Here is a 23,882-nt window from a genome sequence, read left to right on the forward strand (position 1 = left end):
TATGTTTGTTTCTATCGTAATTGATTTGGGTAATGAAGACAGTGAAAAAATAGTTCAGAATTTGTTATTCCGTTATGGTTTTAAACAAATTCAGAATAATACTTTTGAATCACTGTCAATCAATGAAAATAATCTGTCTCGTCTTAAACTGGATCTGGATCGATCAACCGATTTTTATGATTCTATCAGATTATACCAATATCCGATTAATGGTACACTGGTCATCACATCTCTGACTGAAAAACGATGGAGAAGAAACGTTCTGAAAGAAAAAAATCTTGGAGGCTCAAATGCTTAGTGATCTCTCGACTAATTTAAAATCCCTTGACGGGGAAATCCTGGAAACCTGGAGGCGACTTTGACACAGCCGAATTAAAAAATGAGGCTTCAATACTCGAAAAAGAGTCAGGGAATCCTGATTTTTGGAACGACAGAGAAAACGCTGAGAAAAAACTGACTCAGTTGAAGAGACTCAAAAATAAATTTGAACCCTGGGAAAAACTGGTTCAGGATTTGGAAGACGTCAAGGCACTTTTTGAACTTGCCATAGAAGAAAAAGATGAATCCTTCGAAGAAGAGATTCAGGAACAAATCAATAAAATTGGAAATTCCTACAGCAGATTGAATTCTCTGGAACTTCTTAGTGAAGATACAGATGTTCTCTCGGCTTTTGTTACCATACATTCTGGTGCAGGTGGTACTGAAGCCTGTGACTGGACCAGTATGCTCTACAGAATGTACAGCCGCTGGATTGAAAGAAAGGATTATAAAATAACGATAATGGATACTGTCGATGCCGAGGGGGGTATTAAGTCGATATCATTTCAGGTCGATGGAGAATATTCTTACGGTTATCTTAAAGGGGAAGGTGGAATTCACCGTCTGGTCAGGATATCCCCTTTTGACTCCAATTCAAGAAGGCATACCTCTTTTGCCTCGGTCTATGTATCGCCTGTCATCGATGATGATATCGTAATAGACATCAAACCCGATGATATCCGAATTGATACATACAGGGCATCAGGTGCTGGAGGACAGCACGTCAATAAGACAAGCAGCGCCGTTCGTATGACTCATTTGGAATCTGGAATTGTTGTTCAGTGTCAAAATCAGCGGAGCCAGTTAAAGAACCGTGATTCTGCCATGAAAATGCTGAAGTCTCGATTATATGAATATTACAAACAGGCGCAGGATGAGGAAAAAGAACAGAACTCTGCTGAAAAAAAAGATATCGGCTGGGGATCACAGATACGATCCTATGTTTTTCATCCTTACACAATGGTGAAAGATTTAAGAACCAGAGAGGAAACTGGTAATATTCAGAATGTGATGGATGGTGATATCGACCCGTTCATCAATGCCTATTTGAAATATTTATGGTCAGGGAAACAAATCGAATGAGAATACTCGTCGTAGATGATCTGCCTTTTATGCGATCCATCATCTCGGATATCGTAACTGAAAGCGGTCATCTGGTGGTGGGAGAAGCCGGGGATGGTATTGAATGCTTATCCCGGTATAAATCCCTCCTGCCGGATTTGGTCCTGATGGATATTGTTATGCCTCGTATGAACGGTGTGGAAGCATTAAAAAGTCTTAAAAAAGCGTATCCCCATAGTCGTGTTATTATGTGTTCCTCACTTAGCGATCAGGAAAAAATAATCAAAGCGATACGTTTTGGTGCTTCTGATTATATCGTCAAACCCTTTCAAAGAAAAAGGCTGGTGTCAGCCATAAACAGGGCTTGCAGTGTAAATGATTAGAAAACTCATACCATTTTTTCTTTTTCTGATAAGCTTTCCCGCCTTTTCACAGGTTCTTGATTCCTCCATGCTCAGTATCGAAAAAGAAACCTGGAATGTCGGTATGAGCCGCTTTACAGGTTTCAATCTGGATAAAAAACATGAATATTTGTTAACATCTCTCCCTCTCTTACTCATCGAAAATATTTCAGATATTGAAAATCATCAATTCAGTGAAGAAGAGAAAGAGTACTACATCCATCAGCATATTGACGAACAGATTATCAGTATTGAAAAATCAAAAAGCGAGCTGCATAGGCAGAGAGATATACTTCTCTTTTCAGAGAAAGAAAAAAAAGACCGCCAGAAACTCTATGATGATTTATCCCTTCAGATGACCGGGAAAGAGGAACTCCTCTCTCTCTGGGAAAATTTAAGTCCCGAAGAAATCTTTATGCAGGAGAGCCTTCCTGTCTTGATTGAGAGCTATGCCGATGAAGGAAATCAACTGATTGAACTCAGATCCGGAACACAGAAATACATGGACAAGGAAGGATTGGATCTTTTACTTTCAGGAAGTATTGAAAGAGTGGATGATCTCTTTTTTTTAAGTTTTTCCTGTTTCAATATCAATAATAAGATGTCTCTTCTGGATATCAGCCGGACAGCCCGGGAAGAGGAGATTGACTCGGTGTTATTGGAAATCTCAGACCAGGTCCGCACAATTATTCTGGGAAGGACCTGGGCGGGGTTGAACGTTTCTGTTACTCCCGAGAATGCTCTCATCAGTATCGACGGTAAAACCCTGGGTGTCGGGAGTCTATTGACGAAGACCCTTCTTCCCGGATTTGCCACAGTGCAGATTAAAACAACTGGTTTTCAGACTCAGAGTCAGCAAATCTATCTTGCTCCTGAGAGAATTCAGTCACTGGAAGTCAACCTGACAGCAGGTGAATCAGAGTCCCTCTTTATATTTTCAGACCCGCCTGGAGCAGATGTCTATATGGGAGCTCTCTGGATAGGGCAGACCCCTCTGTTTACAGAAAGGCCTGCCCAGTTGGAGCAGCTGAAAATCAGTAAAGAAAACTACATGTCCTTTTTTATGTCCACCCGGGAACTCCTGGGAGACAGCATCACTGTAGAATTGGGATTAACCCTCTATGATAAAGAAAAAAAGCTAAAAGATTCAAAGAGTGCCTTTTATAGAGCCCTGGGTTGGTTCAGCCTGTCTGTGGGGGTCCCTTTGATACTCTCCGGCATTTACCAAAACCTGGACAATCGTTATTATAACTATGCGATTGACTATAATAGTACAGGGAATCCTGAAAGTTATGACAAAGCTCTGGAGTATAAAAACCATGCTGATATAGCCTATTATAGCTACTGGGGGGGAGTTGCTGTAAGCGGAACCCTTCTGGTTAATACCATTTTTAAGCTGCGCAGCTATATAAGGGCAGCAGAAGAATCAACTGAGGATTAATATGTTCTGGAATAAAAAGAAAAAAGATAAAGGAAAAGGCCCGAAAGCAAACCTGGGGCTTATGATTGCAGAGTTGTTCGGCAAAACTCCCAGCCTTGATACATTTTATAATGAACTGGAAGAAATGCTTATCACCGGTGACATGGGCGGATCTGTGGCCATGGGAATTGTTGATGAACTCCGGGAAAGGATAATGAAAGACAAGATCAAGGACAAGGAAACCATTCTGAAAGAACTCAGAGCTATCATTTCCGGTAACCTGAAGACCATAAGAATCCTGCCGGATCATGATAAACTCAATGTATTCTTAGTCCTTGGGGTGAACGGGGTTGGTAAAACAACCACCATAGCCAAACTGGCACAGTATTACAAGAAACAGGAGGGCGTTAAAATCCTCTTCAGTGCCGGAGACACATTCAGGGCGGCCGCTATAGATCAATTAAAGATACAGGGAGAAAGAACCGGAAACAGAGTGATTGCTCAAAAACATGGATCCGATCCCGGGGCTGTTATCTATGACAGTATTGCCTCTGCTAAGAGTCATGGTGAAGAATTGATCCTGGCCGATACGGCAGGACGGATGCACAATAAATCCAATTTGGTGAATGAACTCAAAAAAATAGATAAGATCGTCAATTCAAACCTGAATGGAGGACAGTACAGAAAAATACTGATTCTGGATGCCACAACAGGGCAGAATGGACTTCAACAGGCAGAAGTTTTTAATGAGGCGGTCCATGTGGATTGTATCATCCTCACAAAATACGATGCGACAGCCAGAGGCGGTCTGATAGTTGCCATCAACAGAAAACTAAATATTCCTGTTGCCTTTGTCGGTCATGGTGAGGGACTGGATGATCTTTCTGAGTTTAGTCCTGAGAACTATCTGGATGATCTGCTGGCCTTGGAATGAGAATTATACTGCTGCTTTTTCTGTTCCTGTCTCCCCTGGGAGCACAGGAACTTTATAAATCAGATGGGCTGGGGTTTCAAGGCTCTCCTGTTGAATCTTTAGAGGATTCACAGTGGGTTCTGGCCCTCCAGAATGAAGAGAGAACAAGCAGCAGAACCCTCTATAAAGAGCAGAAAGAATATAAGCGCTGGGAGAATACCGGAATAAATTCGAATGGACAAATTCTTGACAGTGAAAAATATTATTACAAAGGCTCCCTGCGTACAGAAACCATCTCAAATCTTAACGACCGGATACAAGAAGAGATTTTATATGACTCTACCGGAACTTTTCTAATCCATAAGTACTTTTTTTATGACAATTCGGGGCAATTAATCCGAATTGAGAACAGGAATGAAGAAGGTGATATTCTCATGGGGAATACCATTGAGTACAGACTGAACGGTTCTCTCCGGAACCTTGAGAGTGATACCGGAGACAGCATCGAATGGCGGTCAGGAGACTTCAACCGTCAATATATTGATACTCTCTACCTAAAAGAAAACAATATGACAACCTTGTATAAATATGAATCAGGCTTGCTTATACGGCAGCTGATTAAAACGGATGAATCCGATATTGAAGAGAGTGTATATACATATTCTGATGCAGGCGTACTCATCGAAAATGTTATATACAATATACCCAATAAGACAAGGACAGTTCTGAGATACAATGATGATGGCAGAATTCTGATTAATAATATTTACAAAAATGAGCTTCTCGAGTTTTCAGAACAGAATACATACAGCAATGGAAATCTGACCAAAACCCAGCAAAGGAGCAATGGACTGATTCTTGTCCGGGAATACGAATACAAGTCAGGCCAGAGTGAGCCCTATTTAACCAATCACTATAGGAATGGAGTTCTGTTTAAAATTGTAGAAATGACAGATGATACCACCTGGGAAACCCTTTACAGGAATAATGAAGAAATTATCAAAAGACTTGTACAGGATGAGGATTTATGATGTGGACTCACTTTCTTTCAATCCGGTATTTATTCACACATAATGGACGAAAAGGGCATCTTGGAAATACACTTGCCATATTAGGCTTGAGTATCGGAATCATGACCCTGATTACAGTCCTCACGGTTATGAACGGATTTCAACAGGGATTCATTACAAGCATCAATGAAATATATTCTTATCATATTCGAGTTCCCATATCCCGGGGAGATTCACCCCATTTTACCTTGGATGGGATTCGTAGTGCTGTTCCTTTCCGGGACCAGACGGGGATACTCACGACATCCCAGGCACTGAGTTCGGGCAGCCAACTTCGATTCATCGATTTCGAAGCCGTAAAAAATGACATTTCATTTCTGGAAGAACTAAGAATTGTGGATGGTGTTCTCCCTGTGAATGACAATGAAGTCCTTCTGGGAACAGATCTGGCCAGGTACCTGTCGGTCGAAACCGGTGATACACTTCAATTTTCATTTCTAGGTATCAAAACGACTTCCTTTGAAAACAGAAATTTAAAGGTGTCAGGGATTTTCAGGACGGGATACTATGAATATGACAGAAATATGGCATTTTCCTCTCTGAGTGACTTCTCTTCAGCCCCTTATGTTGTCGGCATTAAACTGGATAATCATTTCCGGGACAAACCAGTCATGAAGAAACTGAATCAGCTGTATCCCGATTTGAATCCTGTTTCCTGGCGCCAATACAACAGTGCCTTCTTCAACGCTTTGAAAATAGAAAAGATTTTCATGTTTCTCATTGTTGCTCTTATCTTTATCGTAGTTTCAGTCAATATTTATCATTCCATGAAGAGGAATGTAAAAGAACGGATTGCAGAACTGGCTTTGCTTAAAGCCCTGGGAGGTACTCCACAGGATATTCTCAGGATCTATACAGATCAGGGAATCATCATTTCCCTCATCAGTAGTTTAACAGGCACTGCTTTGGGGATCATCCTCTCTGAAAATATAAATGAAATCATATCTTTCTTTCTGAACATCCAGATGAAGTTTTATGAATGGTTCAGTTTTTTTCCCTGGTTTATTAATCCTCCGACTCAGTTTTATTTTATGGAAATACCTGTTAAGTTTTTATGGCAGGACATAATTACAATTAATGTTACGGCTTTTCTTACCGTACTCATAGCCTCTTATTCCTCTGTTATAAGGGCTTCAAAAGTTTTCCCTGCAGAGATTTTCAGGAATGAATAAATGATAGTTGAATTAAAAAATCTGACCAAGACTTATACCTCGGGTGATGATATTCTACTCATCCTGGATGATATTAATTTCACCTTTCCCCGTGGGGCTCTTATGTCTTTGACAGGTGAAAGCGGCAGCGGGAAAAGTACATTTCTAAATATTGTCGGTGCTTTAGATAAGGCAGATTCGGGTGAAATAAAGAGCTGCGGCGTTTCTCTTCATAGGGCTGATGAGAATACAATGGCTGAGTACAGAAACAAAAATACGGGATTTATATTTCAATTTCACTATCTTCTTAAAGATTTTAACGCTCTTGAAAATATTATGCTTCCCGGAAGAATTCAGGGGCAAAATCTTTCAGAACTCAGAATGAAAGCCCAGGATCTATTAAAATCTGTCAATATGGAAAACAGAAGTCATCATTACCCGGGTCAGCTCTCAGGGGGGGAACGACAGCGTATTGCCCTGGCTAGAGCCTTGATCAATTCACCTCAACTGATCCTGGCAGATGAACCGACAGGGAGTCTGGATGAAAAGAATTCAAGACTCGTCGAGGACATGCTTTTTTCACTCACCAGCGAAAAAGGTGTCTCCCTGATACTGGCAACACATGACCGGCAATTGGCTTCCCGAACAACCCTGAAGTATCATCTTCAAGGCGGACAGTTAAACGCCCTATGAAATCATTGCTCCTGGATATGACAATCCGCCTTTTTATCGGCCCCCGAAAAAGAGAGTCGAAACCAATATTCGGTTCGATCCTCGGGATAGCTCTCAGTATGATTCCCCTGGTTGTAGTCATATTCCTTTCTGAAGGTATGATCAAAGGAATCACAGACAGATACATTGAGACTGGAACATTTCATCTGCAACTGCGCCCCTACGAAGAATTGACCCCGGATGACTGGAACAGTACAGCTGGGGCTCTTACAGAGACAGACGGTATCCTTCAGGTTCAAAGAGAACATAGCGGCATGGGTATTGCAACAGCAGGAAATCAACAGACTGCTGTTTCAATCCGTTCCATCAGCCCTGACCTTTACAGATCGGATTCCTCTTTTCAGAAATACATGGCAATTCTCCAGGGAGATTTTGATCTTTCATCGAATGAAAATATTATCCTTGGAAGAGAAACTGCATCTCAACTGAATCTCGGAATAGGAGATACTGTAAAAATACTGACAGGAAAAACCCTTTCCTCTGGAAAATACATCCCCAAAATATCAAGATTTATCGTTACGGGAATATTTTCTACTGGCTACCAGGACCTGGACAAGCTCTGGGTCTTTATTAACATAGAAAAGGGATTGAAAATACTTCAGGATAGTGAGTCAGCCAGTCGGTTTCTTCTCAAGGTAAATGATCCATATGCTGACTTATCACCCCTGGTACAGTCTGTCAGAAAATCCCTGGAGAGCCGCCGTTGGGGACTCTATACCTGGCAGTCTCTCAATCGTTCACAACAAAATAACTATCAAACCACCAAACTTCTTCTGATCCTGATAATGACTCTTATCGTGGTAGTGGCAATTATGAATATATCCTCTTCCATGATCATGCTTGTCATGGAGAATGAACAGGATATCGGCATTCTGAAGAGTATGGGAATGAGTAATAGTTTTTTATCTTTTCAATACATTTTAACCGCTGGATTGGCAGGTGCAGGGGGTAGTATCATAGGAATAGGAACGGGAACATTGATTGCTATGAGATTCAATTTAATCATTAATCTGGCCGAGGGAATGATTAACGCTTTTCTTAATCTGTTTTACCGTATATTCAATATTGTATCCCCTGGGGATATCTCACTGTTGAACAGTGAATATTATCTGGATAGTTTCAATATTAACATTGACACGGGAGTTCTTTTGATTATCTTTGTATTGACCACACTTTTATCTATGGTGGCAGCCCTGATTCCTATCCGAAATATTAGTAAAATTATCCCTCTTGATATTCTGAGAAAACATTGATCAGAAGACATATTCCTGTATTTCAAAAAGAAAAACCAAATGAGCCAACATTTTTATGCTTTAAAAAATTGGTTCAGTAGATGATAATTAGTTAAGATAAAAACAACAATTGTATCAGTTAACGAGGTTATAATGTTAAAAGGTTTAAGCCGTGAGGCTCAGAGAATACTCTCCATACTTGCCCAGGATGAAGCGAGAAGGCTACGATCCGAAAAACTACTCCCTGAACACGTGGTTATGGCCGTCCTGAAGGACAAGGAAGGAAGCGGTTTTAATCTCCTTAAAAAATTGGGTGTGAATACACAGGAGATGGCCCTGGAAATTGAAAAATCAATTCCAAAAGAAGATTTGGCGAACCTGACAACAGGTGAAGTGCCCCCTTCCGGGCGTCTGCGTTTTCTTCTTGAAAGTGCGGCCAATGAGGCAACGGCCCTGCACCATGAATTTATTGGAACAGAACATTTTGTGATTGCTGCCGCGGGAGAACCAGGCAGTACGGCAGCCCTTTATTTATCAGCATACAACGTCACCACTGAAATTCTAAGGAGTATTCTCTTTGACATCAATAGAAAAAGGCAGAGAAATATAACCCCCCCCCTCAATCCTCTGGGAGCCAACGGTACAAGACCTCGGCTCAATATGGCTAAGGAAGTCACTGGTTTGCTGAAAGAATATTCCAGGGATCTTACCGCGATGGCGGAGAAGAACCTGCTGGACCCGGTCATAGGACGGGAACGGGAAATAAACAGGGTTCTCCGGATTCTGGCCAGACGGACTAAGAACAATCCGGTGTTAATCGGAGAACCCGGGGTCGGAAAAACGGCTGTTGTCGAGGGGCTGGCCATCCGGATTCAGGATGGAACAGCACCGGATTTCTTCTCAGGAAAAAGAGTCATCAGCCTGGATCTGGCGTCGATTGTGGCAGGAACAAAGTACAGAGGAGAATTTGAAGAACGCCTCAAAAAAATTCTCAAAGAAATAGAACACAGCGGTAATATTATACTTTTCATAGACGAACTTCATACGATTATCGGTGCCGGAGGGGCCGAAGGAGCCATTGACGCATCGAACATGATGAAGCCGGCTCTATCCCGAGGAGAGTTACAGTGTGTTGGTGCAACCACTCTCAAAGAGTATAAGAAACATATTGAAAAGGATCCTGCCCTGGAAAGAAGATTCCAGAGCATCATTGTAAACGAACCCAGCCTGGATGAAACGATAACCATTTTGAAGGGCATACAGCAAAGATATGAGGATCATCACAATGTCTCATATACTGATCAAGCCATCCATGCGGCGGTAGAACTATCGGCCCGTTATATTTCGGATCGCAGCCTCCCGGATAAAGCCATTGACCTTCTGGATGAAGCAGGTGCGGGCATGAGGATGAGTAATGCCCTTCAACCCGGAGAGATTTCTGATCTGGAAGTCAGAATTGCAGAACTCACTGCAGAAAAAATTTCTTTTGTAAATGCCCAGAATTATGAAAAAGCCGCTTCTGTCAGAGATAGTGTCCGGAATCTGAGAAATGAGATTGAAAAACTGAAGGAAGAGTGGAAAAAAACTCTGAAGGAAGAGCAGAATCAGATCACCGAAGAGGATATTCAGAATGTTGTTTCAGAGAATACAGGAATTCCCATCTATAGGCTGATTAAAAGTGAATCCGATAAACTTCTGGATATTGAAAAAGAACTTCATAAAACCGTCATCGGCCAGAGCGAAGCCATACAAATCGTAGCCAGTGCTATCAGAAGATCCAGAACAGGAATGACTTCTCCCGCTAGACCAATCGGTTCATTCATCTTCATGGGCCCTACAGGAGTAGGCAAGACACATCTGGCCAAGTCTCTGGCAACCTTTCTGTTCGGTGATGAAGAATCTCTTATCCGATTGGATATGTCTGATTTTATGGAAAAACATAATGTATCCCGCCTGGTCGGTTCACCTCCCGGTTATGTTGGATATGAAGAAGGTGGTGTTCTCACGGAGAAAATAAGACGCCAGCCTTATAGTGTTATCCTTTTAGATGAGATAGAAAAAGCCCATATGGATGTTTATAATCTACTGCTGCAGGTTCTGGAAGAAGGAGAGCTGCAGGATAACCTGGGACATAGAGTTTCATTCCGAAATACTGTTGTCATCATGACCTCCAATGTAGGAGCCCGGGATATGATCAAAACATCTCCCGGGTTTCAGATATCCGGCAAAGCTCATTCTCCGGATGATCACTCATCGATAGCCATGAATGAACTGAAAAGATTGTTCAGGCCGGAGTTTCTAAACAGAGTCGATGAAATATGTATGTTCCACTCCCTGGATAATAAAGATATTATGAGTATTTTAACCTTAACGGCCAGGGAAATTCTTGACAGGCTGGAGCGGCAGAAGATCCACCTTGAAATATCATCAAAAGTTAAAGAATATTTAATTAGCAAATGGTATGATGTGAACTATGGAGCCAGACCTTTGAGACGGGCTGTACAGAAAGAAATTGAAGATCCCCTTTCCCTGGGCATACTCAGTGGCAAATTCGGTCCTGGGAGCACTGTTTCAGCGGAAATGCGGAACGGACAGATACGATTCAGAAAAAGGCAAGATAAAAAAGCAATAAAAGCCTGAATGGAGTAAACCCTTGAAGAAGTTAGCCCTGATCCTACTCTTATTCCTTCTCATTTCGATGGACATTATCGCCCAATCAGGGTCGCAACTGTTTCAGGAGGGCAGAGATGCCTTTTCAGAGAAGCTTTTTTCCAGATCTATAGAAAGCTTCCAGGATTTTATTAATCAGTATCCCTCGGATCCAAGGGTGGATCAGGCTGATTATATGATAGGGGTCTCCCTGTTCTACCTGAGGAAATTTGATCGGGTTATCAGCCATTTTGAACGGTATGAACGCAATTATCCCAGCTCTGCCTATATCAGACGAATCCATTACTGGAAAGGTCTCTGCTATTATGGCCAGGATAATTTCAGATCGGCAATTATCGAACTGAAAAAACAATCTGAAATAACCGAAGAGTTATACTTCAGACAAAAAAGTCTGCAGCTTCTGGGCTATTCCTATGAAAAAACAGAACAATATGAGCTAGCCGGTCTATCCTATAGTCAACTTTTCGAATCAAATCCAGGGAGAGATCTTTCGGCTCTATCCCTGGAACGTCAAGGTTATATTCAGCTGAAACTTCAGAATTATAGAGCTGCTCTGGACTTTTTCGAAAGGGTCACTGTTGACTATAGTGGGATACCTCAAGTCATGAAAGAAATTCCCTTCTATCAGGCAGAATGCTATTATCAGCTGAAAGACTATGATGCCAGTCTAAAAAAATATGAAACATTTCTGACCCTTTACAGCTCTTCAGAAAACAGAGAAAAAGCTGTATTCAGATTGGGTTCTCTCTATTCAATGATGAATAAACAGGATGATGCAAAAGAGTACATGAATCTTCTGGCAACCGAATTCCCCAAGAGCAAGTACATTATGGAAGCACATATTATTCTGGCAGAGAGCTATATGGCCGATGGAAATATGACTGCCGCCAGAACCTCCCTTACCAAGCTCCTGGAAAATGAAAAGAATCCTATGGAGATTCAGAAACTTCAGTTCAACATGGCTCGAACCTGGGAGGAGAAGCCTGAGGAAGCTCTAAAATGGTACATGAATGCCTCAAAGGGACTGGATCCCGATATATCAGGAGAAAGCCTCTACAGAAGCGGTATCATCTATGAAAACAAGGATGAGTCTGCCAGAACGGTTCTACTCTTTGAAAAACTCTTCAATCAATTCAGGAGCAATGAGCACAGAGAAGAAGTCGGGGATTGGATTGTTCTATATTATGAAAAAAATGCTCAGGATCTGGCACTCAAAAATCATCTTGACAGGATGCTTACAGAATACCCGGATACTGGAAAAAAGATACTCTATCTCTATATGCGTGGAAACATATCTTACAAGGAAGGCAAACATAACGAAGCCCTCCGTTATTATCAGAATATCCTGAATGTCGAAACCGATGACAGGCTTGTGTTAAATGAGACACGCTACAGGATTGGATATATTTATACGCTCAGAAAAGAGTTTTACAGGGCCTCCGAATACTTCAGTGAAGTACTGAAAACACAACCGAAAGATGAACTTTATTACCGATCACTCCTGTCGCTTGGTATCTGTTTTCTCAACAGTAAAGATATTGACCGGGCGGAAAAAGAATTCACGGAACTAGCTGAAACCAAAAAGCCAACCCTCTGGACAGGAGACGCCAATTTCTATTTAGGAAAGATTCAGATGGACAAGGGTTCTTATAAGGATGCTATTGGTTATTTTAAAACAGCAGTTGCCACCTCGGCAAACTCTGAAAGAAAAATTCAGACTCTATATCAGCTGGGTTGGTGCTATATGAGAATGATATCGTTTCAGGAAGCTTCTGATGCCTTTGATGCATTGTGGAACCTGGATCAGAATCATCCCCTATCAGGAGATAGTTTGTACCGTTCTGGAACGGCTCTCAGTTATCTGGAATTATGGGACGAGTCACTTATCCGTTTTAAAAAAGCTCTGGAACTTGTGGAGTATTTCAGCTTGAGAGAAGAGCTCCTCTACCAGACAGCCTGGTCATACTTTATGCTTATGAATTTTGATTCGGCAATGGATTACCTCAAACAACTTGAAATTGAATTCCCTGATAGTCCTCTTCCGGCGGATGGTCTTTTCAGAGCCGCAGAGACATTATATGAAAAGGGTGAAAAGACGGCGGCTGTGACTGCTTATATTGCACTATACAACGAATTTGTTACCAGTCCACTTTCAGAAACAGCCCTATACCGAGCACTCACACTGACTGAAAACCGTGAAGAAAAACTTGATCTCATCAAAATTTTCTTAAACCAGTATTCCGGAAATGACAGATCTCTCCAATCGGTTCTGCAGCTGGAGGATATGCTGAATAGGGGGATGATAAAACCAAATCAGCAGCAGATTCAAAATATACTTGATCTGAAATTAACCAATAGGGAAAGAACAATCATTCAATTGGGCCTTCTTTATACACAGTTAGAGATGGAAGAAAGCCTGCAAACCCTGAATGATTTATCCGGGTTATTAGACATCAGTCCCAGAGAACAGGAACAGATAAAGCTTTATAAGGGAATAGCACAATATCATGCCGGTAATATTCTCCAGGCGGGAACACTCTTTTCAGAAGTTCTGAAAGGTGATACCTCCAAGTTCAGTGCAGAAGCTCAGTTCTATAAGGCCAAAATACTGCAGGATCAGGGCGAATGGAAAAAGGCAGCCGATGCCTATTTGAGTATCCGTTATCGCTATCCCGACCAGGAAGACTGGGTCCTCAAGTCCCTCTTCCAGGCAGCTCTCTCCTACAACAATGCCGGTGATACCGAGAGTTATCAACGAACAGCCCAGATGCTCTCTGAAACATCCGGAGGTTCTGACCTTATGGATCGCCTTATAGAAGAGATGGATAGCCCTGAGACTTCAACAACTGGAACTGAAGTGCCTGAAGAAAGGACAGACCTTGAAAGCCTGTCCCCCTCTGCAGAGATACTTCCGATTCTTGATGAATAGAGCTTAGTATTTAAATCTGCTGTCACCGATAAATTCTCTCAATATAGAATCGACGGGAATCATATTTGAAGGAATCGGTGAAAAATTATTAATAAAGTGAAGCAGCCTTTGAGCTTCTCCGTATTCTTCCTTTTCTGGACTGATTCCTCTTAACAAAGGTTCGGCATACAAGCGCAGTACAGCCAGTTCATAATCCAGAGCCGAATTAAACGCGGCATCCGCCTGATCCTGATTCGGAAAAATATTTTTTTCTTCCCCCCGTCTTACCGATGGCCAGATCTTTAGAGTTTTTTCGGCATTATAATTTCGAAACTGATGATCTCTGACAATTCTTCTGATCAATCTGTTATCAGTGGTGGCAATCCTGTTATGATCATCCAGATTCAATTGAGTCAAAGCCGAAATATAAACCTTAAATTTCTGCGAAACCGGAATATCCGGAGTCAGATCCTTATTCAATCCATGAATACCTTCCATAACAAGAATACTTCTGTCCTGCATACTCAGTATCCGACCTCTTTTCTGACGTCCCCCTTTTTTAAAATCAAAAATTGGAAACTCCGTTTCTTTACCACTGAAAAGCTGGACAAGGTTTTTATTCAGCAGATCTACATCCAGAGCGTCCAGAGCCTCCAGGTCAGGCTTTCCGTCTTCATCCACAGGAACATGTTCAGGAGAGTGATAGTAATCATCCAGAGAGACCATGAGAGGATTAAAACCAACAACTTGAAGCTGTATACAGAGTTTCTTTGTAAAGGTCGTTTTACCCGATGAAGAGGGACCTGCAATCAGAACAATTTTTACCTTTCCCTTTCGTTCCAGGATATTGTCTGCAATCTGAGCTATTTTTTTGTTGTGCAGGGACTCTGATACAAGTATAAAGTGCTCGGTCTGCCTTTTATCAGAAACCATGGAATTCAATTTCCCTACTGTGTCTGCATTCAGTATTTTACCCCAGGACTTGTACTCTCGATAGATAGAGGAGAGAAGAGGTTGATCCTTGAAATCCTCCAGAGTCAGCGGTGTTTTGGAAGGAGGGTATCTCAGAAGAAAACCATCAGAATAATTCATAACATCAAAACTTTTTAGAAACCCTATAGAAGGGAGAAGAATCTCATGTCTTAAAGCCAGATAATCTTCTGTACGGTTGATTCGAACCCGTGACTGATTGGCCGATTCAAGAAGAAGGACCGTGTCATTCTGATTCATATCTGAAAAATATTGGCGGGCTTCCCGCCAGCTGTTGGTTTCAGGGATGATTTTATGATCTTTTTTGATAAATTCTTTCATCTTATTCTGAATGCTAATCAGGTCTTCGTCAGAAAAAGCGGGGGCCCCATCCAGATGATAGTAGTAACTGTGCCCCAGTGAATGACTCAGTATAAGATGATGCCCGGGAAACAGTTCCCGGGCAGCCATTTCAAGAACATAACAGAGTGTTCGTCTATAGAGCCTGACACCGGCAGTGCTGTTCAGATACAGGGGCTTTAGCTCACCGTTTATATCAACGCAGGAATTCAGTGAAATGAGCTCATTATTGAAATAGGCAGCCACGAGAGGAAACCCATCACAGTCGTCATTGTTCATAATACTGCTGATACATGAATTGCTTTTGATTCTCATGTTCATGTCATTATAATTAATTATGTATTCTTTCATGCTCACCCTCAGATTGTCATTCTAATGTAACTATTCTAATGCATAGGATGAGCTGTGGATAGAAAAAAAGAGACAGGAATATTCCTGTCTCTTTAATTTGCTCCCCCGAACAGACTCGAACTGCTGACATGATGGTTAACAGCCATCCGCTCTACCAACTGAGCTACAGGGGAATATTTGAATGAATATACAGGACTGATAAAAAACTGTCAACAGAGTCTTTGAAGAAGTGGGAAGACCTAAAACCGTCCATACAGGGGAGTGTGACATTCCGGACATAATCCCTCAGGTTTCAGATAAATGAACCCGCTATTGCGGTCAATGAGCAGGATCCCGCAAGTTCCGCAATAGGTAGAATCCTGCTGCCCGGTGTTGCCCGTATAGACATGATCAAGAGACTCAGATGCAATAAGTTTCAGTCTGTTGAGCAAAACAGGGGAGGTGGGGGGGGTAGAATATTGGTCCTGGGGATAATAAGCCGTTAAATGAAAGGGAATGCTCCGGTTAAGACAAGCCAGAAATTCTGAAGACTCACGAATTTCTGATTCACTATCATTTTTTCCGGGTATGATCAGAGTGACGACTTCCAGATGAACCATAGAGGAAGCCATTGAAATAAACTCTTTCACACTATCCAGATCCCCCTGTAACTCATTTTTATACCATTGAGAATTAAAACTCTTCAAATCCACTTTGATTGCATCCATGTGGGAGATCAGCCATCGTCCCGGCTCCGGATTGATGCAGCCGTTTGTGACAAGAAGAGGGGCAATATTGTTTTCTTTCAGGAGGATGGCCGTTTCAATGAGAAATTCTATATGCACTAAAGGTTCTGAATAGGTAAATGAAACTGAAGGGAAACCTGATTCAAGAACCTTCTCAAGGATGAACCTGGCTGTTATGTCCTGGTTGGTAAAACTTGTGCTGACGAGTTCATGATTCTGACAGAAAGGACATTTAAGATTACATCCTGAAAAACCAATGGAGAGAGAAGAACTTCCAGGCAGGAAATGATAAAAAGGCTTCTTTTCGACTGGATCCACAGCCATGGTCGTTACAGGTGCCGACTGTGGTTCAATTCTATCCTCTGATGCCGTCCTTACCCCGCAAAGGCCTTGTTTTCCCGGTTTAAGGATGCAGGAATGAGGACAGAGAAGACACTGGAATCCCCGGTCTCCCAGGGATCGATAGAGGGGAGGGGCACTCATAGATTCAATCCCCTTTGTTCGAAATCGATTATAAATACTTTTGCAGATCAACAACACGATCCAGGGCTTCCCAGGGAAACTCAGACCGTCCGAAATGACCATAAGCTGCAGTCGGATAATAAATGGGACGTTTCAGATCAAATTGTGAAATGATTCCAAAAGGTGTCATATCAAATTCTTTTCTGATAATTTCCTCCATTTTGGATTCGTCCATGCTTCCTGTACCGAAAGTATCAACATAGAGTGAGACTGGTTCGGCGATACCAATGGCATAGGCCAACTGGACCTGGCATCTTTCACCATAGCCGGCAGCGACAAGATTCTTTGCAATATATCGGGCTAGATAGGCAGCAGACCGGTCCACTTTGGATGGATCTTTGCCCGAGAAGGCTCCCCCACCATGAGCAGCAGCACCACCATAAGTATCAACAATAATTTTGCGGCCGGTCAGACCGGCATCACCTTCAGGACCGCCAATGACGAAATTCCCTGTTGGATTAATATGAAAAACCGTATCTTTTGTGAGCAACTCCAGAGGAAGGGCTTTCTTGATGACCTCTTCAATCAGGCCGGCCTCAATGACAGAATGAGCTATTACATCATGCTGATGAGAGAGAACAATGGTGCTGATATGACTTGGTTTTCCCTCTACATAATCCACTGTGACCTGACATTTACCATCGGGTCTCAGAAAATCAAGAACCTTATTTTTCCTGACTTCCGCAGCCTTCTTCATGATTTGATGTGAAAACTGTATGGGTGCCGGCATTAATTCTTCTGTATCCCGGCAGGCATACCCGAACATAAGTCCCTGGTCTCCGGCACCCTGTTCTATATGGAGTCCCTGTCCAGCAGTAACTCCCTGACTGATATCAAAAGATTGCGGTTTTATTGCAGATAGAACAGAAAAAGAGTGATAATCGATTCCATAGTTGGGATCGTCATAACCTATATCTTTAAGAGTATCTCTGGCAACCTGTATAAAATCGATATAACCGCTGGTTGTTATTTCACCACCGACGAGAATCATACCTGTGGATGCAAAGCATTCACAGGCGACTCTTGATTCTTTATCCTGTTCCAGAGCTTTGTCCAAAACGGCATCGGAAATAAGGTCACAAACCTTGTCAGGATGTCCCTCACCGACGCTTTCGGATGTAAACTGGTAAGTCTTGCGAGAATTCATATAATTACCTCCAAATGAGGGCTAATCATACCTGTTTCAAAATGTTTTGTTAAGACAGAATTTAAAGTAAAGCTTCTATTGATTCCTGAACATCGGTCTGCCAGTTTTCTGAACCGTCCAGGAAGGATATCTCATAGATGACACCGGTGTGTTCAATCCTGACATTTAAATTAACAATGCCCTCATGAGTCTTCAGGGAACAATTCTTCAATATTGTTCCTGCTTCAAGACCGGTAGTTTTGTATAGTTCCTCGATTTTAAGAACGGCACCGGTAATGGAAAGTTCCAGGACATGAGAATTGATGAGCTGCAGATTAGCAGGATTCATAAACATAAAATCAAGACGATGTTCTCCCACAGGCACGAGCTGATGAGATTTTCTGACTTCCGGAGCAACTTTGTAACGAAGGATCATGGCTTCCAGGTTTTCCATGGATTCATCAACAGGCATCAGGCCATTAACACCCAAAAAATGGGCCTTGTGTGCATCCTCATTATTAAAAAGAGGATCAACCAGAAGGATAAAGAGGGATGAATCCCGTGAAAACTGTTCCCTTAAAAATTTAACTGCCAGCTTCCAATGCCTTGGATACTCACTTTCATGGAATAGGACCACATCCGGTCTTATCTCGTTGAAGTTATCCATAGCCTTGAGAGGGTTGGTATAATGTATAAAACCGTATCCGGCGGGTGTGAAATAACGGTGGACCCTTGAAGCTGTCATCTGCTCGGCAGAAACTAATAATATCTTCATCTATTCTGTTCCTATGTTCGTAACTTCATAACGGTATATTCTCCAAATATTATCTGAGCGGTGTAAATAATAAATATAGCGCTTAATTTCTTTAAATCCGTTGTTTTGAAAAACTTCCCTGACGATCACAGAGGCTTCATTGCTGGTATAGCTGGTCTGGAGAACTTCAAAATCAACGGGAATGTCGACGATCCCCTGATTTTCAGGAACCTTGTTCATCTCAAGATCCATTCGATACACCTCTACAGCAGCTTCCTGCTCAAGTTCTGACATTTTTTCAAACTGTCTTCTTGTCATATTACTTTGAAGAAGGATTTCTTTCAGATCCAGATAAAGGAAAAATTTATTCCATTGGTTCTTCTGCCTGGCTTGAAGAGTGTAATGAACAATATCATCGGGAGCCATACCGGCAGAAGCCAGAATCTCACCAGTCTCCAGATCAATCATATCTTTATATTCATTCTCATACATTCCAGGTCGTATCGTCAGAGAGAGCTTATTCGACTGTATGCCCATACCTGTCTCCCTGTTTTTGAGCTCAGGAAAAAAATCTCCCTCAAGAACGTAAATACCGGGGTCCTGGATTTCAACATAGCTGTCCAGATCCAGGATGAACCCGAACTCCTCTCCCGGCTGCAGGGTTATCATTCGATAATAGGCAGGTTCATTCCTTTCATAATTCACCAGATATTCTCTTGATGGAGGAATGGTTTCATTCTTCATAGTTTTGAGGGTAAACAGAAAATTATATGTTCTATTATCGGCAATCCTGAAGGATAGAGATTCAGGACCAGGATTGGATAAAAGCACTTTCACCTGAATAGGACTCTCAGGGTAATAGATTTTCTTATTGTAATACCTTATGCTGAATACCGGATCCGCAGCCCATGCTGAGGAAAGGGTGATAATAAAAGTGATCAGAAACAAAAGGCAGAAACGCGGTCTGGTCATTGGATCTCCCGATTTAATCTTTAATATTATATTCGGTTTATTTAAATGATAACATTATACCAAAATACGATCAGAGAACATTTTACTAAAAACAACTCCTACCAGACAGTCCTGGATAAAATGAATAGCGGTGATTATCCAGTCAATATCAGTGGCATCCGTGGAAACTACCTGGCAGGGCTGATCAGAAAGATTCAGGAACTCGGTGCCCGGAATGGACTTGTCGTTACAGGCAACGAAACAGAAGCTGCCGAAATGGTCGGAGACCTCTCTATTTTTCACGACAAGGTCAGGCTCTTTCCCTGGTGGGGAACCATGGTCTATAAAGGCGTTTCACCACAGGCTTCAGTCTTCGGAAACAGGGTCAACACCCTTTTCTCCATAATGGAAGACCAGAATACCCTTTATGTAGCCTCCCTCCGCTCGATTCTATCCTATCTGCCCCCCAGGAAATTCCTTGAATCTCTCAAGATTCATCTTCATATTGGAGATTCTCTGGATCCTGTATATTTGGAAAAGCGTCTTCAGGAATTTGGATATTACAGAGTTCCTCGCGTGACAGTTCCCGGGGAATTTGCCCTCAGAGGTGAAGTTCTTGATATTTTTATGCCCGGGGATAATGATGCTGTAAGAATTGTTTTTGAATTTGATGATATAGAGTATATAAAATACTTTGACCCCATTTCACAGAGTTCTCAAGAAAAACTAAAATCCGTCACTCTATATCCCACAAAAGAAATGATCTGGGATGAAGAGCGACTGACCTTTCTGGAAAAGAACTTTGAACACTCCGAGGAAGTCATTGATGCCTTGAGAAACAGAGGGGGCTTCAGGGGAGAGGAGTTGTTTTATCCTCTGGCATTTGAGACACCCTCATCCCTGATTGACTACTTTTCAAAGGATGATCTTCTTTTCCTTGTAGACCAGGAAAGCCTGAGATCAGGAGAAAAGCATCTTTCAAATGAATATGAAGAACTGTATTTGCAGGCTCTGGACCAGCAGCTTCTTGTGCCCGAACCCGACAGGATTCACAACAGCCTTGACGAAACAATTCAAGGCCACCGAAAAACTATAAAAATCCATAATCTCAGCCAGGATAAAGATTCGGATATCATTTCATTCTCCTGCGACCCGGGGCATTCCTACTTTGGTAATATTAATTATTTAAAGGAGGAAATGGAGGAATACAGGAAACAGGGACGTAAAATATTTATTTTTGCAGAATCAGAATCGCAATCAGACCGGATTTCCTATCTGCTCAAGGAATTTGAGCCTGTAATGGTCCCTCAGAGTATATCTTCCGGATTTTATCTCCCTGAAGAAAACCTCATCGTGATTCAGGAAAATGAGATTTTCGGACGAAAGAAAAATGTTCCCTCCTCGGTCAGAAAAGCCAAAAGCGAGGTCATTGATTCATTTATTGAACTGAATCCCGGGGACTTTGTTGTTCATGTTAATTACGGGATAGGACTTTTTAAAGGGATAGAGCGCATCTGTGCTGCCGGGAATGAAAGAGATTATATTTCTCTGGGTTATGCAGGAGAAGAAACCATATTCATTCCGATTGAACAGGTAAATTTGATTCAAAGGTACATTGGTCAGGAAAGCCGGAATCCCCGGCTTGATAAAATCGGTGGAAAAACCTGGGATAATAAAAAGAAAAAAGTTAGAAAATCTGTTGAAGATTTGGCAGATAAACTCATCAAACTGTATGCCGGACGGCAGACAGCCCAGGGGTATACTTTTCCTAAAGATGATGATTTCCAACTTGAGTTTGAAGCGTCCTTTCCCTATCAGGAAACAGTCGATCAGCTTCAGGCCGTAGTAGAAATCAAGGAGGACATGGAATCACATCGTCCCATGGACCGCCTTGTCTGTGGGGATGTAGGTTATGGTAAAACTGAAATTGCCATGAGAGCCGCTTTTAAAGGGGTTATGGGGGGACGACAAGTTGCCTTTCTCTGTCCTACAACCATCCTGGCAGAACAGCATTTTGAGAATTTCCAGGAAAGGTTTCAACGATTTCCTGTCCGAATTGCCATGCTCTCCCGTTTTGTAAAAAAAGCGGATCAAAAAGAAGTATTGAAAAGGGTGAATGCCGGAGAAGTTGATATTCTCATAGGAACACACCGCATCCTCTCCAAGGATATCAGTTTCAAAAACCTGGGCCTTATGATAATCGATGAAGAACAACGTTTTGGTGTCAAAGCCAAGGAACAGTTGAAAGAAGTTAAAACCAATATTGACTGCCTGACACTTTCGGCTACACCCATCCCCAGAACTCTACACATGTCCCTTGTAAAAATCAGAGATATGTCTGTGCTGAAAACAGCACCTAAAAACAGACAACCCATCGAAACTTTTATTCAGGAATTTGACGGTGCGACTGTCTCCAGAGCCATTAGGCGGGAAATAGAAAGAGGGGGACAGGTGTTTTTCCTGCACAACCGTGTAGAAAGCCTTGAAAGTATTCAACTCTATCTACAGGAACTGGTTCCCGAGGTTTTTGTCGAAATAGCTCATGGAAAAATGAGCTCAAACCAACTGGAAGAAATTATGCACCGCTTTGTCAGTGGTGCTTTTCAGGTTCTCCTTTCCACAACAATCATTGAAAACGGCATTGATATTCCCAATGTAAATACCATTATCATCGATAGGGCCGATATGTATGGGATCTCTCAACTGTATCAGCTGCGGGGAAGGGTAGGCCGGAGTGAACGTCTAGCCTATGCCTATCTCCTGTATCCCGAAAGTAAGGCCTTGACTGATCTGGCCATGAAGAGGCTACAGATCATTTCTGATTTTACTGATCTGGGATCCGGTTTTAAAATTGCCATGAAAGATATGGAAGTCCGAGGTGCGGGAAATCTTCTGGGAGGGGAGCAGTCGGGTGAAATCATGGCTGTAGGTTTTGATATGTATCTGAGACTCCTGGAAGAAGCTATCGAAAAACGGAGCAGCACTGACAAGGAAGAAGACCCCCCTGAAGTCTACCTGGAACTGGATTATACGGGTTTTATTCCTGATAACTATATCGATGATCCCACCGAAAAAATGGAAGTATATAAAAAAATAGCCTCCATCACGGAAAAAGCGGAACAGGTGAAAATCTACTCCGAGCTTTTTGACCGATTCGGTCCCCTTCCAGCAGAAATGCAGAGTCTCATGGCATTATCTGAAATCCGTATTATCTGCAAGCAGCTCTGGATAAATAATTTGAAGGAACGCAGAGGCATGGTCTATATCGATTTTGGAAAAGTAGCTCTTATTTCAGTCGATAAAGTAATGAAATTACTGGGCCAGTCGGGAGGACTCGTCAAACTCGATCCGACACATCCTGAAAGGCTGATGATAGAAACTGGTAAAATAGGATTGGATGAAAAATCCGAATTTCTAAGAGAAAAGTTAAGCCTTCTCCTCTAATGACTGGGCCAGAAGAAAGCTGAGGATAATCCTGGTTCCCCCAGGGTGATCTTCAGCCTTTTTTTCTCCGGATATAACATTGATTTCACCGCCGTAAGCCTGCATGAATTTCCAGGCAAGGGGGAGTCCGAAGCCACTGCCTTTTTCACCGCTGGTTCCCGGTCTGCTTATACCCTTGCGGACATTAAAAAGATGGAGGATTTGTGATTCAGAAATTCCGATACCCGAATCCTCAATCCCCAGAGTGACCAGGAAGTTTTTGGTCCTGATGGAGATTGAAACTTCCCCGCCCTTAAACGAGAACTTCAGGGCATTTGTCAGAATATTCATCAGGACTGAATTAATCAGAGATGTCTTCTCTGCCAGTACTATTGTATTTTCCTCTAGATCCAACTTCAAAGCTATATTTTTTTCTTTGAATCGTGGTTTCATGAGCTCGATTGTATGTTCAAGGCACTCATTCAGATTCACAGAACCGAGAGTCAGAGGTTTTCCTTCCAGTTCAAGCATGGTACTGACAAGATCCAGGATATTCAGACCATTTAAATTGAGATCTTTTAGACGGTCTTTGTAAACTTCAATAGATTTTCCTTCAAGTTCTGCCAGATCCATTATCATGGAGATTCCCGAAAAGCTGTTCCTTAAATCATGAGACAGAATATGTAGAAGTTCTTTCAGCTGCAGCTGATTCTTTTCCAGCTGATCTCTCTGGTTTTTCAATTCGAGCTGTGTCTTGACCCGCTCCAGCAGCTCCTGCCCGTAAAAAGGTTTTGTAATATAATCGGAGCCCCCCGCCTCAAATC

At 42.1% G+C, this 23,882-nt stretch carries 17 protein-coding genes and 1 tRNA gene; 11 read left to right on the forward strand and 7 right to left on the reverse strand.

The genetic code is table 11. The annotated features are described in order from the left end of the window. The first annotated feature begins 290 nt into the window (after window positions 1-290). The 10 genes from prfB (at window position 291) to PF479_RS04155 (ending at window position 13,898) form a co-directional block, all read left to right on the forward strand. Window positions 291-1,401 (forward strand): peptide chain release factor 2 gene (prfB, locus tag PF479_RS04110; protein WP_298002467.1). Its coding sequence is split into 2 segments (ribosomal slippage): window positions 291-359 and window positions 361-1,401, totalling 1,110 coding nucleotides; the frame shifts between segments, so codons are not numbered across the junction. Beyond that, entirely contained in the window at window positions 1,398-1,763 is a 366-nt protein-coding gene (locus PF479_RS04115) for a response regulator (RefSeq protein ID WP_298002469.1), read from the forward strand. The genes prfB and PF479_RS04115 overlap by 4 nt, the downstream gene beginning before the upstream one ends. Continuing rightward, window positions 1,756-3,222 carry a PEGA domain-containing protein gene (locus tag PF479_RS04120; protein WP_298002471.1) on the forward strand — a complete coding sequence of 489 codons (1,467 nt, stop codon included), beginning with the start codon at window positions 1,756-1,758 and terminating at the stop codon, window positions 3,220-3,222. Before PF479_RS04115 ends, PF479_RS04120 begins: the two co-directional genes overlap by 8 nt. A gap of 1 nt (window position 3,223) precedes the next feature. After that, complete coding sequence (ftsY, locus tag PF479_RS04125; RefSeq protein WP_298002473.1) at window positions 3,224-4,135, forward strand: signal recognition particle-docking protein FtsY; 912 nt, start codon at window positions 3,224-3,226, stop codon at window positions 4,133-4,135. After that, window positions 4,132-5,145: a hypothetical protein gene (locus PF479_RS04130; protein WP_298002475.1), complete on the forward strand. Its 1,014-nt coding sequence runs from the start codon at window positions 4,132-4,134 to the stop codon at window positions 5,143-5,145. The genes ftsY and PF479_RS04130 overlap by 4 nt, the downstream gene beginning before the upstream one ends. Then, window positions 5,142-6,356: an ABC transporter permease gene (locus tag PF479_RS04135; RefSeq protein WP_298002477.1), complete on the forward strand. Its 1,215-nt coding sequence runs from the start codon at window positions 5,142-5,144 to the stop codon at window positions 6,354-6,356. The genes PF479_RS04130 and PF479_RS04135 overlap by 4 nt, the downstream gene beginning before the upstream one ends. Beyond that, complete coding sequence (locus PF479_RS04140) at window positions 6,357-7,028, forward strand: ABC transporter ATP-binding protein (RefSeq protein ID WP_298002478.1); 672 nt, start codon at window positions 6,357-6,359, stop codon at window positions 7,026-7,028. Continuing rightward, window positions 7,025-8,320, forward strand: a complete 1,296-nt coding sequence (locus tag PF479_RS04145; protein ID WP_298002480.1) for an FtsX-like permease family protein — start codon at window positions 7,025-7,027, stop codon at window positions 8,318-8,320. The genes PF479_RS04140 and PF479_RS04145 overlap by 4 nt, the downstream gene beginning before the upstream one ends. A gap of 132 nt (window positions 8,321-8,452) precedes the next feature. Next, window positions 8,453-10,939 carry an ATP-dependent Clp protease ATP-binding subunit gene (locus PF479_RS04150; protein WP_298002483.1) on the forward strand — a complete coding sequence of 829 codons (2,487 nt, stop codon included), beginning with the start codon at window positions 8,453-8,455 and terminating at the stop codon, window positions 10,937-10,939. Between the two features lie 13 nt (window positions 10,940-10,952). Beyond that, the gene (locus tag PF479_RS04155; protein ID WP_298002485.1) at window positions 10,953-13,898 is read left to right on the forward strand and encodes a tetratricopeptide repeat protein; all 2,946 of its coding nucleotides are present in this window, start codon (window positions 10,953-10,955) and stop codon (window positions 13,896-13,898) included. Window positions 13,899-13,901: 3 nt separating this feature from the next. On the opposite strand, the gene PF479_RS04160 is transcribed toward PF479_RS04155, so the two are convergent. The 6 genes from PF479_RS04160 to PF479_RS04185 form a co-directional block, all read right to left on the reverse strand. Further along, window positions 13,902-15,557 (reverse strand): nucleoside kinase, encoded by a 1,656-nt coding sequence (locus PF479_RS04160; RefSeq protein ID WP_298002486.1) that lies wholly within the window; start codon window positions 15,555-15,557, stop codon window positions 13,902-13,904. A gap of 100 nt (window positions 15,558-15,657) precedes the next feature. After that, window positions 15,658-15,730 (reverse strand) — tRNA-Asn (locus tag PF479_RS04165). A gap of 66 nt (window positions 15,731-15,796) precedes the next feature. Next, window positions 15,797-16,765: an AmmeMemoRadiSam system radical SAM enzyme gene (gene amrS / locus PF479_RS04170; protein ID WP_298002488.1), complete on the reverse strand. Its 969-nt coding sequence runs from the start codon at window positions 16,763-16,765 to the stop codon at window positions 15,797-15,799. Between the two features lie 28 nt (window positions 16,766-16,793). Continuing rightward, window positions 16,794-17,951 (reverse strand): methionine adenosyltransferase, encoded by a 1,158-nt coding sequence (gene metK, locus PF479_RS04175; RefSeq protein WP_298002490.1) that lies wholly within the window; start codon window positions 17,949-17,951, stop codon window positions 16,794-16,796. A gap of 61 nt (window positions 17,952-18,012) precedes the next feature. Continuing rightward, a complete protein-coding gene (locus PF479_RS04180) occupies window positions 18,013-18,705 on the reverse strand; it encodes a hypothetical protein (RefSeq protein ID WP_298002491.1) in 693 nt (230 codons plus the stop codon). Continuing rightward, the gene (locus tag PF479_RS04185) at window positions 18,706-19,656 is read right to left on the reverse strand and encodes a hypothetical protein (protein ID WP_298002493.1); all 951 of its coding nucleotides are present in this window, start codon (window positions 19,654-19,656) and stop codon (window positions 18,706-18,708) included. A 45-nt stretch (window positions 19,657-19,701) separates the two neighbouring features. Here PF479_RS04185 and mfd point away from each other — a divergent pair, with 45 nt between their 5' ends. Beyond that, on the forward strand, window positions 19,702-23,079 hold the full coding sequence (mfd, locus tag PF479_RS04190) for a transcription-repair coupling factor (RefSeq protein WP_298002495.1): 3,378 nt from the start codon (window positions 19,702-19,704) through the stop codon (window positions 23,077-23,079). On the opposite strand, the gene PF479_RS04195 is transcribed toward mfd, so the two are convergent. Then, the coding region (locus tag PF479_RS04195) for a hybrid sensor histidine kinase/response regulator (protein ID WP_298002496.1) at window positions 23,062-23,882 on the reverse strand (821 nt) is incomplete at its 5' end. The two genes, mfd and PF479_RS04195, sit on opposite strands and share 18 nt — an antisense overlap.

The sequence above is a fragment of the Oceanispirochaeta sp. genome (assembly GCF_027859075.1).
GTDB lineage: Bacteria > Spirochaetota > Spirochaetia > DSM-2461 > DSM-2461 > Oceanispirochaeta.

Coding starts and splice junctions, on each gene's coding strand:
- PF479_RS04135 (WP_298002477.1), top strand. CDS start 5,142: ATGATGTGGACTCACTTTCTTTCAATCCGGTATTTATTCACACATAAT.
- PF479_RS04180 (WP_298002491.1), bottom strand. CDS start 18,705: ATGAAGATATTATTAGTTTCTGCCGAGCAGATGACAGCTTCAAGGGTC.
- metK (WP_298002490.1), bottom strand. CDS start 17,951: ATGAATTCTCGCAAGACTTACCAGTTTACATCCGAAAGCGTCGGTGAG.
- PF479_RS04130 (WP_298002475.1), top strand. CDS start 4,132: ATGAGAATTATACTGCTGCTTTTTCTGTTCCTGTCTCCCCTGGGAGCA.
- PF479_RS04145 (WP_298002480.1), top strand. CDS start 7,025: ATGAAATCATTGCTCCTGGATATGACAATCCGCCTTTTTATCGGCCCC.
- PF479_RS04140 (WP_298002478.1), top strand. CDS start 6,357: ATGATAGTTGAATTAAAAAATCTGACCAAGACTTATACCTCGGGTGAT.
- mfd (WP_298002495.1), top strand. CDS start 19,702: ATGATAACATTATACCAAAATACGATCAGAGAACATTTTACTAAAAAC.
- PF479_RS04160 (WP_298002486.1), bottom strand. CDS start 15,557: ATGAAAGAATACATAATTAATTATAATGACATGAACATGAGAATCAAA.
- ftsY (WP_298002473.1), top strand. CDS start 3,224: ATGTTCTGGAATAAAAAGAAAAAAGATAAAGGAAAAGGCCCGAAAGCA.
- PF479_RS04185 (WP_298002493.1), bottom strand. CDS start 19,656: ATGACCAGACCGCGTTTCTGCCTTTTGTTTCTGATCACTTTTATTATC.
- PF479_RS04150 (WP_298002483.1), top strand. CDS start 8,453: ATGTTAAAAGGTTTAAGCCGTGAGGCTCAGAGAATACTCTCCATACTT.
- PF479_RS04115 (WP_298002469.1), top strand. CDS start 1,398: ATGAGAATACTCGTCGTAGATGATCTGCCTTTTATGCGATCCATCATC.
- PF479_RS04120 (WP_298002471.1), top strand. CDS start 1,756: ATGATTAGAAAACTCATACCATTTTTTCTTTTTCTGATAAGCTTTCCC.
- amrS (WP_298002488.1), bottom strand. CDS start 16,765: ATGAGTGCCCCTCCCCTCTATCGATCCCTGGGAGACCGGGGATTCCAG.